Genomic DNA, 13,518 nt, shown 5'->3' on the forward strand with positions numbered 1-13,518 from the left:
ATGGAGAACGGTCGGAAAGTTTGCCGCGGCTAACTTTGGCAACCTGACCGCACGGTCACCGTGCTAGAGAAGGAAGTGAAGGGTAGACATTCGGAGGTGTTTAATCTCTACTCAACGACTAGGGTATCCACGCGCTCGGCACCGTCTGACCGTGTTCATACCGTCGCAGGTTGGAGGAAAGAATGTCCTATGATGTCGCTATCGTCGGGTCGGGGTTTTCGGCCATCTGTACCGCCGCTCATCTCCTGTCCTCGCTACCGCCTGAGGCCTCAGTAGCCATTGTCGGGGACGAGTCAGATTTCGGGCGCGGCACCGCCTACCGAACGGAGCTGCCCTATCATCGACTGAATGTGCCTGCGGGGCGGATGAGCGTCTTCCCGGACCGGCCCGATGATTTTCTTGACTGGTTACGCGAGAACGGGATCGGACGGGATCCCCTGTTGTTCGCCTCGCGCGGGGACTACGGTCTCTATCTGAGAGACAGACTTGCCTCCTTGCTCCGAAGCCGGGACCAGCGGGCGAGGGTGGATTTCATCCGTGCAAAGGCTTCCGCCTGCCGGCCGGATCGCGATGGCGCATTTTCCTTTAGTCTGGAGAATGGCGAGACGTTGCGTGCGCATAATGTTGTTTTATGTCTGGGTGTGGGGGCGGCCGGTTTGCCGGTGCAAACCGTCGCGAAAGAAGAAGAGAGACCACAGCGCGTCATCGGTCACTGCTGGCAACCCGGATGGTTGTCGAAAGTGAGGGCGGGTGATCGCATCTGTATTCTTGGTTCTGGTCTCACGATGATCGATCAGGTCCTTACCTTGCGAGGAAAGGGCCATCGCGGTCCGATCCACGTTCTGTCCCGGCGAGGGCTGGTGCCGCATCCCCATATCAGTCCGCCACTGACTGCAGCCGACCTTCAGTTGGCCGATGGGTCTACGGAGATCAGCCGACTGTTGCAGTCACTACGCAAACAGGTGAAGGACGGTGCGCCCTGGCGCACGGTGATGGACGGCTTGCGACCGATAACGCAGGCCCTGTGGCAACGCCTGACGCCCGTGCAACGCAGTCGCTTTCTTCGCCACGCCTTGCCTTGGTGGAATATACATCGGCACCGCATCGCGCCTGAAGTCCATAAGGCGTTTGAGAAGCTCCTTTCTGACGGCGTTCTTGAGATTCATGCCGGTTATCTACGCTCGCTTTATGAGCAGGAAGACGGAATCACGGTTTCTTATCGCCGCAGGCATACGCAGGACGTCAGGGAGTTTCAGGTCGACTGGGTCGTCAATTGCACGGGTATGGAGCGAGCAGGGATCGGCCACTCACGTCTTCTCGAAACGATGCATGGTGATGGCATCCTCCTGCTCGATCGCCTTGGTCTGGGAGTAGAGGTTGACGCGCAATCCCGCTTGCATCGAGCGGACGGAGAAGTCTGGCCGGGCCTTTTTGCCGCCGGCGCACTGACGGCAGGCCGTTTCTGGGAGATAACTGCCGTTCCGGATATTCGTGTCCAGTCACAGAACATTGCCCAAGGTGTGACGGAAAGAGTGACGTCGAATGGGCGGATATCGGCGCACGGCTGACGGAGTAAGAAAGCAGTTGGAAACGGGTTGGTTTGTAAGACATTTCGACGGCGATGGCAGCTCCTGATAGTATTGGATTCTGAAGTTAGCCGCGGCAAACTTCGCCTTCTTATTGTAACGAATCTATCCCTATCGGTTTGTGGCAGCCTGTGATGCGGACGCCTATCGGCGGCCGGAATAAGATGCGCGTTCTTTGCGTCAAAAACGTTGAATTTGCGGATTTGCTAAATAATTTACATCGCTTATGGAATATCGCTGCCAAACCGGCTATAAAACGATAAAAATACGAGATTGATGAAAATTATTTGCGAGGCGATCATGGAAAAACACAGGCTGGTGCGGTTCGAGACGGCTGATAGTCAGGCTGGCGGTCAGCGCCGACCCTTCGCTAAAGCCGTCCGGGCCGGAGATTTTGTCTATGTGTCCGGTCAGGTGCCGACTGTTGACGGTGAGGTGGTGACCGGTGGCATCGTGGCGCAGACCGAGCAGGTTGTGGCCAACATCAAGGATGTCCTGGCGCTTGCCGATTGCACGCTCGCTGACGTTGTTAAGGTCAATGTCTGGCTGGATGATGCCCGTGATTTTTCGAGCTTCAATGCCGTTTTCCAGAAATATTTCATTGATCATCCGCCGGCACGATCGACCGTGCAGTCGCCCCTGATGGTGGATGCCAAGGTGGAAATGGATGTTATCGCCTATAAGCCGCTGGCTTGATGCCCGATTTTGCTGATTTTGAGAGCATATGATGACCTATCCCTGGCCTGATGCAGGCACACCACTCGATGCGATTTCGACACCAATGCCGGTGATCGACGAGGACCGGCTTGCTGCCAATATTCTGAGGGCGCAATCCTATCTCGATAGCCATGACAAAGCTTTCCGTCCCCATATCAAGACGCACAAGATACCGGCTATCGCAAGACAGCAGCTTCAGGCGGGCGCCATCGGCATCAATTGCCAGAAAGTCAGCGAGGCGGAGGTCTTCGCGGATGCCGGGTTCGACGACATCCTGATTACCTACAATATTCTCGGCCCGGCAAAACTTGCGCGATTAAAGTCGCTGAACGCGCGCATCGGCAGACTGAGCGTTGTTGCCGACAGTGCTGTAACGGTTGCCGGACTTGCCGGCACATTTGATGCGGAAAGACCGCTTGCAGTGCTTGTCGAATGCGATACGGGTGGAAAGCGTTGCGGCGTGCAGACCCCACGGGCAGCGCTGGAGCTTGCGGAGAAGATCGTCGCGGCGACGGGCCTCAAATTCAAGGGCATTTTGACCTATCCGGCCCCTGGCGGGGCGGAAAAGGTGGAAGACTTCATACGCGAAACCATGGCGCTGCTCGCGGAAAAAGGCATTGATTGCCCGGTCCGCTCAAGCGGCGGCTCACCTGATTTTTTCTCGGCTCACCTTGTTCCTTCCGCCACCGAACATCGGGCGGGCACCTATGTCTATAATGACCGTTCGATGCTGCGCGCCGGACATTGCACCGTTGGCGATCTGGCAATGCACGTCCTCGCCACCGTGGTATCGAGACCTACCGCCGATCGCGCCGTGCTTGATTGCGGCTCGAAGGCCTTGACCTCCGATCTATTGGGTTTCAGCGATTACGGCATGATCGAGGGGTATGAGGGCGCAAAGATCATTTCGCTTTCGGAAGAACATGCGGTTGTCGATTTGTCGGCCTGCAGTTCCGCCCGGCCTGACATTGGTGATGTCGTCAAGGTCGTGCCGAACCACACCTGCGTCGTCAGCAATCTCTTCGACCGAATGGTTTTCCATCGAAATGGCCTGGTAACGCGCGTGGAAGATGTCGCAGCGCGCGGTACCGTCTGGTAATATTACCCGGCTAATTAAGTTAGCGAAATGGGTGCTTCGGACCAACCGGCACCGGCAAAGAGTAACACAGTCATGCGCATATTTACGGCATCACTCGCCACCGAAACCAATACGTTTTCACCCGTTCCAACGGATATGGACGCTTTCCGCGCGGCCTTTTACGCCGGCCCGGGCGAGCATCCGGAAACGCCAACGCTTTGCTCGTCGCCGGTGCCAATCCTGCGCCGTCGTGGCAAAATGGAGGGGTTCACGGTCATCGAGGGCACATCGTGCTGGGCGGAGCCGGCGGGGCTCATCCAGCGCCAGACCTATGAAACGCTGCGCGATACGATTCTTGCGGAGCTCACGGCGGCCTTGCCGGTCGATGCGGTGATTCTAGGCCTGCATGGCGCCATGGTGGCACAGGGTTATGACGATCCCGAAGGCGATTTCCTGTCGCGGATACGCGCGCTGGTCGGCCCGGATGTGTTGATCGCGGCCGAATTTGATCCCCATAGCCATCTGACGGCGCTAAGGGTCGCCAATCTCGACATCATGGCAACGTTCCTGGAATTCCCGCATACGGATTTCGAGGAACGCGGCGAGCATGTGGTGGAAATGGCGCTGCGCACCCTGCGTGGAGAAATCAGGCCGGTTATCTCCACTTTCGACTGCCGCATGATCACCATCTATCCGACCAGCCGCGAGCCGATGCGTTCCTATGTCGACCGTTTGAAGGCATTGGAGGGCAAGGATGGCATACTGTCGATTTCCGTCATTCACGGTTTCATGGCTGGCGATGTGCCGGATATGGGCACACGCATCGTTGTCGTCACAGATAATGACAGGGCAAAGGGCGACGCGCTGGCCGAAAAGCTTGGCCATGAGCTTTATGCCATGCGCAAGCTGACAGCGATGCCGATGCTCGACACGGAGGCTGGCCTGGACATGGCGCTCAATATCCGCGGCAATAATCCGGATATGCCGGTCGTGGTGTCGGATATATGGGACAATCCAGGCGGTGGCGTCGCGGGTGACGCCACCCATATTCTGCGGCGCATGGTGGAGCGCGGCATGGATAATATCGGTGTTGCGACGATCTGGGATCCGATTGCCGTGTCCTTCTGTCATGCGGCGGGTGAGGGGGCCGAGATCGATCTGCGCATCGGCGGCAAATCCAGTCCTGAAGGCGGTGAACCGCTGGATTTCCGGATCAGGGTGATGCGCACCGCAGAGGCTGGCTGGCAGAGTTTCCGTAACAGCCGCGTTACGCTCGGCCGCGCCGCCGTTGTAAGACCGGTTGGAACGGAGATCGATATCATTCTCATTACCAGCAGAACGCAGACTTATGAGCCGGATATCTTTTCCAATCTCGGCATCGATTTTGCCAGAAAAGACGTGCTGCTTGTAAAGTCCACAAACCACTTTCATGCCGGGTTTGCGCCGATCGCCTCGGAGATCGTCTATATCGCCGCGCCGACATCCTATCCGACCGACCCGGCAAAAACCGCCTATCGCAAGGCAAGCCTGCAACTTTGGCCAAGGCTGGCCGATCCGCTGGGTCTGGATTGAGGCTACGGCAGCTTATATCCGCCGCAGCGTGATCAGAAAGAACGCGCCGTCATCATGGTCGGGCCTGACGGTGAAAGGCAGGCTGTCCGGGATGAAAATGCTATCCAGCTCCTCCAGCCGGGCACTATCGTTACCGAAGGAAACCGTCAAAGGATGGAGCGACAGGATCATCGTCGTGCCCGTTCCCGCTTCCGCGGAATAGCTGACGGAGAGCCTTTCCACGCTGTGGCTGAAGGATGAGCGGCGGGTCATGATGTTCAGATCGACGATCGAGCCATCCATCAGGGTCGCGTCAACGGGAACATCCGCAGCAAAGGGCAGAGGGGTGCTCTTTGTCGTCAGCGGCACCGGCTCATCTCCTGCAATAGCGAGCGCCATGCCGTTTCCCTCGATAATGGCAAGTGTGCGGTCTATGCCTGGGAAGCTGGAAAACGGTCCGTCCTGAGCGACGGTCGCCATGCTGATGCGCCAGTCGAATGCATCCATGGAGGCACCTGGCGGGTGGATGGCGATTTCCACCGTAACGCCGCCTCCGTTTTTCCACGGCATGGTCTTGTATTCGGAAGCGCGCAATATTTTCATGTGATGTCCAGAATCGGGTCGTTATTGGGGGCGGGGGAGCGGAGGTTTATGATCCGCGATCATTCTCGATGCGTCGCTCGACCGCTCTTTGCGCCGTCTTGAGATCCGACGGCCGGCCGGCCACTTTTTCGATGGCGGCGATGGCAAGGTCGTTGGCGACATAGTCGGATTTATGCCCGAGATTGTGCACGACGATCAAAGTGGATCCGCGAATATCTCTGGCGAGGTGACGGGAATGTACCTCTGGTGAGACGATGGTGTCCGTATGACCCGTTATGATGACAGTCGGCGCCTTGATGCGCCGATAGTCCGACGAAGCTCCACGCGCCCATTCGTTGAGGGCCGCGACTTCCTGGGCATTGTGCCGGAAAGCCTTGGGCCGCAGGGCTGCCACGGCATGCGTTGCCTCCACATAATCGGCGGGCCTGGAATTGGGTGCAAAAACGCCGCGCGTTGCCTGATCCAGCGCCAGAAGACCGGCGGGCGGCGCAATGAAGGTGCTGAAGAGCGGGCCGGTGAAGGGCGCGTTTGCCGCCGTGTAATACCAGGCAATTCCGCCTTCCCACGGATAGACCGCGGGAGAGAGAAATACGAGGCCGGTGACCATATCTGGATGACGGACGGCAAGCGCCGCCGCAATGGCGCCGCCAAAGGAATGCCCGACGACAATGGCTCTCGGAATCCCTCGCTTCTTCATAAGAAGTGCGATGGCGTCGGCCTGCCCATCCGGGAGAATATTGCCTTTGCTGCCGATATCCGAGTTGCCGTGCCCCGGCCTGTCGACAAACAGCAATTGCGCCCGGCCGCGGAGCTTTGTGAGAAAGGAGTACATCGGATCGTAAAGGCTGGCGCTCGCCCCGTGAATGAAGAGGATCGGCGGAAGATCGGCGCTTTTTCCCGGCTCGAACAAGACGCTGTTCAGCTTGTAGCCGCCCACATCAATTCGCACGGGAACGATATGTTCTTTTTCGGAAGTCGTGGCCTGTGTGGCGGAAAGCGGGAAAAGCGCTCCGAAAACAAGGGTAAAGGCAAGCGGGAGGAACCTGTGCGCCATTCTTCGATCTACCATGTCCTTCATGCCCGCCTCACGGTTAGCGCGGCTTTCAAACGAGCATAAAGCCGGTCGGTTAAAAACAGCAACGAGCAAAGCCGCAGAGAGCGCAGAAGTTCCACCGCCGCCGACGCGGCACGGATGAGGCACCGCATTCGGCAATGTGCAAGGGAAGGCGGATCGCGGTCGTCCTCTCCGATCAGATAAACGGCGCAGCCCGAAGACTGCGCCGAGTTTTATCCCTTAGTTGCCAAGGATGCCGGGCAGGCGCAGGCCCTGTTCCTTCGCGCATTCCACGGCAATATCGTAACCGGCATCGGCATGGCGCATGACGCCGGTTGCCGGGTCATTCCACAGAACCCGCTCAAGCCGCCGGGCGGCATCGTCGGAACCATCAGCGCAGATGACCATGCCGGAATGCTGGGAGAAGCCCATGCCGACGCCGCCGCCGTGGTGCAGGGAAACCCAGGTCGCACCCGACGCCGTGTTGAGCAGTGCGTTCAGGAGCGGCCAGTCGGAAACGGCGTCCGAGCCGTCCTTCATGGCCTCTGTCTCGCGGTTCGGCGACGCGACGGAGCCGCTATCGAGATGGTCGCGGCCGATGACAACAGGCGCCTTCAACTCGCCGTTCTTCACCATTTCATTGAAGGCAAGCCCAAGGCGATGGCGGTCTCCAAGCCCGACCCAGCAGATGCGTGCCGGCAGACCCTGGAAGGCGATGCGCTCGCGCGCCATGTCCAGCCAATTGTGCAGATGCTTGTTGTCGGGCAGCAGTTCCTTCACCTTGGCATCGGTCTTGTAGATATCTTCCGGATCACCGGAAAGGGCCGCCCAGCGGAACGGGCCGACGCCACGGCAGAACAGCGGACGAATATAGGCTGGAACGAAGCCGGGGAAGGCGAAGGCATTTTCCAGTCCTTCATCCTTGGCGACCTGACGAATATTGTTGCCGTAGTCCAATGTCGGCACGCCGGCATCCCAGAAGGCGACCATGGCTTGGACATGCTGCTTCATCGAGGCACGAGCGGCGGCTTCGACGGCTTTGGGATCGCTCTCGCGCTTGGCCTTGTGTTCGGCAACGCTCCAGCCAATCGGCAGATAACCGTTGAGCGGGTCGTGGGCCGATGTCTGGTCGGTGACGATATCGGGGCGCGGGCCGCCATTCTTCATACGCTTGACAAGTTCCGGGAAGATTTCGGCCGCGTTGCCGAGCAGTCCGACGGATTTGGCTTCCCCGGCCTTGGTCCACTTGTCGATGAGCGCCAAAGCTTCATCCAGCGTCTTTGCCTTCTCGTCGACATAACGGGTGCGCAGGCGGAAATCGATACGGGTTTCGTCGCTCTCGACGGCAAGGCAGCAGGCGCCGGCCATCACGGCCGCCAGCGGCTGTGCGCCGCCCATGCCGCCGAGACCGCCGGTCAAGATCCATTTGCCTTTCAGATTGCCGCCATAGTGCTGACGGCCAGCCTCGACGAAGGTCTCATAGGTGCCCTGAACGATGCCTTGCGTGCCGATGTAAATCCACGAGCCGGCCGTCATCTGGCCGTACATGGCGAGACCCTTCTTATCCAGCTCGTTGAAGTGATCCCAGGTCGCCCAGTGCGGCACGAGATTGGAATTGGCGATCAGCACGCGCGGCGCATCCTTGTGGGTGCGAAAAACACCGACCGGCTTGCCCGATTGTACGACGAGCGTTTCATCCTCGTTCAAATCCTTCAGCGTCGCGACGATGCGGTCAAAATCCTCCCAGGTGCGGGCAGCACGGCCGATACCGCCGTAGACCACCAGTTCATGCGGGTTCTCGGCCACGTCAGGATCGAGATTGTTCATCAGCATGCGCAGCGGCGCTTCCGTCATCCAGCTCTTGGCATTGAGTTCAGTGCCCTGCGGTGCGCGGACGTCGCGGATATTGTGGCGCGGATTGATCATGTGGTTTCCCCTTATCGTTTTGTCGCAAGTGCGAAATTTTCGAGGCGCGTCAGAATGGTTTTGAGATGGACGCGCAGGCTTTCCGCCCTTTCCGCGTCATAGGCAAAGGGCGGCGTCTCGCTTGCAAGATGGGTGGATTGTGCAAGCTCCATCTGAATGGCGTGCACGCCGGTTTCCGGCTTTCCATAATGGCGCGTTGTCCAGCCGCCTTTGAAACGCCCGTTCAGAATGCAGTCGTAACCTTCTGCGGCAGAGGTCACTTCCACGGCTATTTTTTCGATCGCCGGGTCGCAGGTCCTGCCCATATCGGTGCCGATGTTGAAATCCGGCAGCTTGCCTTCAAACAGGAAAGGAATATGCGAGCGGATCGAGTGGCAATCATAGAGAATGGCGATGCCGTGGATGGCCTTTACCCGCTCGATTTCCGCCGCAAGCGCCGCGTGATAGGGCGCGTGAAACGTGGCCAGCCGATCGGCAATATCGTCCTGATCGGGTTCCTGCCCATCATTCCAGATCGGCTTGCCGTCGAAATCGGTGTCCGGAACGAGGCCGGTGGTGTTTTGCCCCGGATAGAGGCTGACCCCTTGGGGATCGCGATTGGCGTCGATCACATAACGATGGAAATTGGCGCGAACCGTCGTCGCATCGGGGATCAGATCTGCATAGAGATCGTGAATATGCCAGTCGGTATCGGCGAGTATCCTGCCATTGTCGTTCAGACGTTGCCAGATTTCCGCCGGAACCTCGGTGCCGGTATGGGGCAGGCCGAGAATGACCGGCGATGAACCCTCTCTGATGTCGAAGACGCGCACCTCACACCTCCAGCTTCGGCAGGATGCCTTCCGAAATAGCCGAAACCAGAGCGCCGGAGGCGATGAGGTCGGATGCCGCCTTCAGATCCGGCGCCATATAACGGTCCTCCTCCAACGAGGGGATCAATTGCCGCAGCACGGCGATTGCCTTTTGCAGCTCAGGGCTGGTTTTCAGCGGCCCACGCAATTCCACGCCCTGAACGGCCGAAAGTGCCTCGATGCCGAGGATGGCGAAGAGATTTTCCGTCATGGCCAGCAGGCGTCGCGCGCCATGGCAGGCCATGGAGACGTGGTCTTCCTGATTGGCTGAGGTTGGCGTCGAATCGACGGAAGCCGGGTGCGCCATCTGCTTGTTCTCGCTCATCAGCGCGGCGGACGTGACTTCGGCGATCATTAGGCCGGAATTCAGGCCCGGTTTCTTCGAAAGGAAGGCGGGCAGGCCATAGGAGAGGGCCGGATCGACCAGAAGCGCCACGCGGCGCTGCGCGATCGCGCCGATTTCGCAGATGGCGAGCGCCGTCTGGTCGGCGGCAAACGCCACCGGCTCGGCGTGGAAATTGCCGCCTGACACGACGGAATTGTCCGAAAGCACCAGCGGATTGTCCGTCACCGCATTGGCTTCGATTTCAAGCGTGCGGGCCACCTGTCTCAGAAGGTCGAGGCAGGCGCCGTCCACCTGCGGCTGGCAGCGAATGCAATAGGGATCCTGAACGCGCTCGTCACCTTCGATATGGCTGACGCGGATTTCGGATCCTTCCAGCAGGTTGCGTAAGGCAGCGCCCGCATCGATCTGGCCCTTATGGCCGCGCAATGTGTGAATATCGGGATGGAAGGGGGCGGAAGAACCCATGGCGGCATCGGTGGAAAGCGCGCCGGTAATCAGCGCCGCCTGTGCCGCGCGGTGGGCGCGGAAAAGACCGGCGAGCGCCAGCGCCGTCGAGGTCTGCGTGCCGTTGATCAGCGCCAGCCCTTCTTTGGCGGCGAGAACGACCGGGGTCAGCCCGGCTCTTGCGAGCGCCTCGCCGGCGGGCAGAAGCGCGCCTTCATAAAAAGCCTCGCCTTCGCCCATCATCACGGCGGCCATATGGGCAAGCGGCGCGAGATCGCCGGAGGCACCAACCGAACCCTTTTCCGGGATGGAAGGAATGACGCCCTTTTCCAGCATATCCTCGATCAATCGCACCAGTGCCAGCCGCACGCCGGATGCGCCGCGACCGAGCGAAATCAGCTTCAGCGCCATGATCAGACGAACGACATTTTCCGGCAGGGCCGCACCAACACCGCAGCAATGCGACAGGATGAGGTTACGCTGCAACGTCGCCACATCGGCTGCGTCGATCTTGATGGAAGCGAGTTTGCCGAAACCGGTATTGATCCCATAGACCGGCGCATTGCCGGCGGCGATCTCGGCGATGCGTGCCGCCGCTTTTTCAATGCCGGCATCGAAAGAACGGTCGAGTTTGGCCGTGCCGTTATCCCAGTAGATCGCGGCAAGTTCGGCAAGAGTCACGTTGCCGGGGTGAAGCGTGATAGTCATGGGTAAACCTTCTGTCCCTTAAAAATGCGGGCGTGGAGCGGATTAAAACCGATGCGGTAGACAAGCTCGGCCGGGCGTTCGATGTCCCAGATGGTGAAATCGGCGGATTTTCCTGTTTCCAGCGTGCCGGTTTCCGCAAGCAGGCCGAGCGCCTTTGCGGCATTGCGCGTCGTCGCCGTCAGGCACTCTTCCACCGTCATCCGGAAAAGCGTGGCACCCATATTCATGGTCAGCAGCAGGGAGGTGAGCGGCGAAGTGCCCGGATTGCAATCGGTCGCAAGTGCAATGTCAGCGCCCGCATCGCGCAGGGCCTGAACCGGTGGGGCCTGTTTTTCCCTGAGTGCGTAAAAGGCGCCGGGCAGAAGTACGGCCACCGTTCCCGCTGTCGCCAGCGCCTTTGCACCGGCTTCATCGAGATATTCCAGATGATCGGCGGAAAGCGCGCCGTAAGATGCCGCAAGCTCTGCGCCGCCGAGGTTGGAAAGCTGCTCGGCATGCAGCTTGACCGGAAGCTTCAGCTGTTTTGCCTTTTCGAAAACCCCGGTCATTTCCTCAACGGAAAAGGCGATGCCTTCGCAAAAACCATCCACCGCATCCACCAGACCCTCGGCTTGGGCCTCGTCGAGCCCCGGCAGGACCACATCCGTCATATAATCGGCGTTGCGGCCCTTATATTCGGCGGGCGTCGCATGCGCGGCGAGATAGCTGGTGACGATCCGCACCGGGCGCAGCGTCTCAAGCTTGCGCGCGACGCGCAGCATTTTCAGTTCGGTTTCGATATCGAGACCGTAACCGGATTTGATTTCGATGGTTGAAATACCCTCGGCCAGCAGTGTGTCGAGACGCGGCAGTGCCTGCGCAACCAACGCTTCTTCGGAAAGCGCGCGCGTATCGCGCACCGAAGAGACGATGCCGCCGCCGGCTTTGGCGATTTCCTCATAGGTCGCGCCATTCAGCCGCATCTCGAATTCCATGGCGCGATTGCCGCCGAACACCAGATGGGTGTGGCAGTCGATCAAGGCCGGGGTGATCCAGCGTCCACTGCAATCGATTGTCTCGTCGGCTGCCGCCAGATAGGCAGGCAGATCGCTTTCAGCCCCGGCAAAGGCAATGCGGCCGTTACGGACGGCAATGGCGGCATTTTCGATCGCGCCGATGCCTTCCATGGAAGGGGTGAATGTCGCGAGCCGAGCATTGCGCCACAATGAAGTGGCGTTTTCCGGTGCCATTCCCTTTGCAGATTTGTTCCCTGGCATTTGCTTTTCGCCTTTCTTTTGTGCGCCAAATGTATATACATAATAATGCGCTTGGCAAGCCGCAATTTCACGGTTGAAAGTGGCCTCGCTGGAAGAGACCAAGAGGAGAGAGTGGCATGACGGCAATTCACGCGGGCGCAGCGCTTCTGGCGCATGGATGGGTGCAGGATGTTCGCATTGTCATCAATGGCGGCGCTGTTTTGTCGGTCGAAACCGGTGTTTCCCCGCAGTCGCAGGATGAGCGCCATGCCGTGATCGTCCCTGCCATGCCCAACCTCCACAGCCACGCTTTTCAGCGGGCCATGGCTGGACTTGCCGAAATTCGCGGGCCCGCCGATGACAGTTTCTGGAGCTGGCGCACCGTCATGTACAAGTTTGCGCTGTCGATGACGCCTGACCATGTCGAGGCGGTTGCCGCCCAGCTCTATATGGAAATGCTGGAGGCCGGTTTCGGGCGGGTCGGCGAATTTCATTATTTGCACAATGACAGAGACGGCTCGCATTACGGCAATATCGCCGAAATGGCCGAACGCATTGGCGCGGCCGCTGCGCTTACGGGGATCGGCCTCACCTTGCTGCCGGTATTTTATGCCCATTCCGGCTTCGGCGGCCAGGCGCCGATCGACGGGCAGAAACGTTTCATCCATTCGCTCGACAGTTACGAAAGGCTGATGCAGGGCGCGCAAAACGTGGTGGACAGGCTGCCGGGTGCTGTACTCGGCATCGCGCCACACAGCCTGCGCGCCGTGACCGGCGACGAGCTGGCGGTGATCGAACCGTTGGCAAAAGGCGGGCCGATCCATATTCACGTCGCGGAACAGGTAAAGGAAATTGAAGATTCGCTCGCCTTTTCCGGCGCACGGCCGGTGGAGTGGCTTCTGGAGAATGCGACCGTCGATGACCGCTGGTGCCTTATCCATGCAACGCATATGACCGAAGCAGAAACGCGCCGCATGGCCAAAAGCGGCGCCGTTGCCGGTCTCTGCCCCATCACCGAGGCCAATCTTGGCGACGGCATTTTTCCCGCACCGGATTTCATCGCGCAGGGTGGCCACTACGGTGTCGGGTCCGATTCCAATATTCTGATTTCCGTACCGGAAGAATTGCGGATGCTCGAATATTCGCAGCGCCTGTCGCTTCGGGCGCGCAATGTCATTGCCGATGCCGGCCGTTCCACGGGTGAAAAACTGTTCCGGCAGGCGCTCGAGGGTGGTGGCAGGGCGCTGGCCTCACGAAATGCAATAGAAGAGGGAGAAAGCGCCGATTTTGTCGCGCTTGATATCTCGGTCGTTCCCTATCTTCCAGCATCCCAGATTATCGACCAGTGGATATTCGCGAGTGGCGTCCATGTTGATACCGTCTGGGTGCGTGGCAAAAAGCTGGTGCAATCGGGCCGGC

11 protein-coding genes (1 of these 11 running past the window's edge) are annotated in these 13,518 nt (G+C 59.3%); 5 read left to right on the plus strand and 6 right to left on the minus strand.

The annotated features are described in order from the left end of the window. The first annotated feature begins 182 nt into the window (after nt 1-182). The 4 genes from JZY08_RS20045 to JZY08_RS20060 all read left to right on the plus strand — a co-directional run bounded on the left by JZY08_RS20045 (nt 183) and on the right by JZY08_RS20060 (nt 4,953). Nucleotides 183-1,568, plus strand: coding sequence for an FAD/NAD(P)-binding protein (locus tag JZY08_RS20045; protein ID WP_216333357.1), 1,386 nt, complete (start codon nt 183-185; stop codon nt 1,566-1,568). A gap of 318 nt (nt 1,569-1,886) precedes the next feature. Beyond that, nucleotides 1,887-2,282: a RidA family protein gene (locus tag JZY08_RS20050; RefSeq protein WP_035242947.1), complete on the plus strand. Its 396-nt coding sequence runs from the start codon at nt 1,887-1,889 to the stop codon at nt 2,280-2,282. A gap of 31 nt (nt 2,283-2,313) precedes the next feature. Next, nucleotides 2,314-3,402 carry a D-TA family PLP-dependent enzyme gene (locus JZY08_RS20055; RefSeq protein ID WP_216333470.1) on the plus strand — a complete coding sequence of 363 codons (1,089 nt, stop codon included), beginning with the start codon at nt 2,314-2,316 and terminating at the stop codon, nt 3,400-3,402. Nucleotides 3,403-3,474: 72 nt separating this feature from the next. Further along, entirely contained in the window at nt 3,475-4,953 is a 1,479-nt protein-coding gene (locus tag JZY08_RS20060) for a M81 family metallopeptidase (RefSeq protein ID WP_216333358.1), read from the plus strand. Between the two features lie 12 nt (nt 4,954-4,965). On the opposite strand, the gene JZY08_RS20065 is transcribed toward JZY08_RS20060, so the two are convergent. The 6 genes from JZY08_RS20065 to hutI form a co-directional block, all read right to left on the minus strand. Next, nucleotides 4,966-5,535: a HutD family protein gene (locus JZY08_RS20065; protein ID WP_216333359.1), complete on the minus strand. Its 570-nt coding sequence runs from the start codon at nt 5,533-5,535 to the stop codon at nt 4,966-4,968. Nucleotides 5,536-5,581: 46 nt separating this feature from the next. Further along, nucleotides 5,582-6,613, minus strand: a complete 1,032-nt coding sequence (locus JZY08_RS20070) for an alpha/beta hydrolase (RefSeq protein ID WP_216333360.1) — start codon at nt 6,611-6,613, stop codon at nt 5,582-5,584. A 216-nt stretch (nt 6,614-6,829) separates the two neighbouring features. Next, nucleotides 6,830-8,515, minus strand: a complete 1,686-nt coding sequence (hutU, locus tag JZY08_RS20075; protein ID WP_003498018.1) for a urocanate hydratase — start codon at nt 8,513-8,515, stop codon at nt 6,830-6,832. Nucleotides 8,516-8,526: 11 nt separating this feature from the next. After that, nucleotides 8,527-9,327 carry an N-formylglutamate deformylase gene (hutG, locus tag JZY08_RS20080; RefSeq protein WP_216333361.1) on the minus strand — a complete coding sequence of 267 codons (801 nt, stop codon included), beginning with the start codon at nt 9,325-9,327 and terminating at the stop codon, nt 8,527-8,529. Between the two features lies 1 nt (nt 9,328). Beyond that, nucleotides 9,329-10,864, minus strand: coding sequence for a histidine ammonia-lyase (gene hutH, locus JZY08_RS20085; RefSeq protein ID WP_216333362.1), 1,536 nt, complete (start codon nt 10,862-10,864; stop codon nt 9,329-9,331). Further along, the gene (gene hutI / locus JZY08_RS20090; protein WP_216333363.1) at nt 10,861-12,120 is read right to left on the minus strand and encodes an imidazolonepropionase; all 1,260 of its coding nucleotides are present in this window, start codon (nt 12,118-12,120) and stop codon (nt 10,861-10,863) included. The genes hutH and hutI overlap by 4 nt, the downstream gene beginning before the upstream one ends. Nucleotides 12,121-12,236: 116 nt before the next feature. Here hutI and JZY08_RS20095 point away from each other — a divergent pair, with 116 nt between their 5' ends. Continuing rightward, nucleotides 12,237-13,518, plus strand: partial view of a formimidoylglutamate deiminase gene (locus JZY08_RS20095; protein ID WP_216333364.1) — the 5' portion only. Its footprint extends 65 nt past the window's final position; the window shows 1,282 of its 1,347 coding nt (coding positions 1-1,282); it begins with the start codon at nt 12,237-12,239; its stop codon lies beyond the right edge, outside the window.

It is taken from the genome of Rhizobium sp. X9 (genome assembly GCF_018873185.1).
Classification (GTDB): Bacteria; Pseudomonadota; Alphaproteobacteria; order Rhizobiales; family Rhizobiaceae; genus Agrobacterium; species Agrobacterium oryzihabitans.

What these genes read in the sequence shown, in the direction of transcription:
- JZY08_RS20045 (WP_216333357.1), top strand. Translation starts at nt 183, where the DNA reads ATGTCCTATGATGTCGCTATCGTCGGGTCGGGGTTTTCGGCCATCTGT.
- JZY08_RS20050 (WP_035242947.1), top strand. Translation starts at nt 1,887, where the DNA reads ATGGAAAAACACAGGCTGGTGCGGTTCGAGACGGCTGATAGTCAGGCT.
- JZY08_RS20055 (WP_216333470.1), top strand. Translation starts at nt 2,314, where the DNA reads ATGACCTATCCCTGGCCTGATGCAGGCACACCACTCGATGCGATTTCG.
- JZY08_RS20060 (WP_216333358.1), top strand. Translation starts at nt 3,475, where the DNA reads ATGCGCATATTTACGGCATCACTCGCCACCGAAACCAATACGTTTTCA.
- JZY08_RS20065 (WP_216333359.1), bottom strand. Translation starts at nt 5,535, where the DNA reads ATGAAAATATTGCGCGCTTCCGAATACAAGACCATGCCGTGGAAAAAC.
- JZY08_RS20070 (WP_216333360.1), bottom strand. Translation starts at nt 6,613, where the DNA reads ATGAAGGACATGGTAGATCGAAGAATGGCGCACAGGTTCCTCCCGCTT.
- hutU (WP_003498018.1), bottom strand. Translation starts at nt 8,515, where the DNA reads ATGATCAATCCGCGCCACAATATCCGCGACGTCCGCGCACCGCAGGGC.
- hutH (WP_216333362.1), bottom strand. Translation starts at nt 10,864, where the DNA reads ATGACTATCACGCTTCACCCCGGCAACGTGACTCTTGCCGAACTTGCC.
- hutI (WP_216333363.1), bottom strand. Translation starts at nt 12,120, where the DNA reads ATGCCAGGGAACAAATCTGCAAAGGGAATGGCACCGGAAAACGCCACT.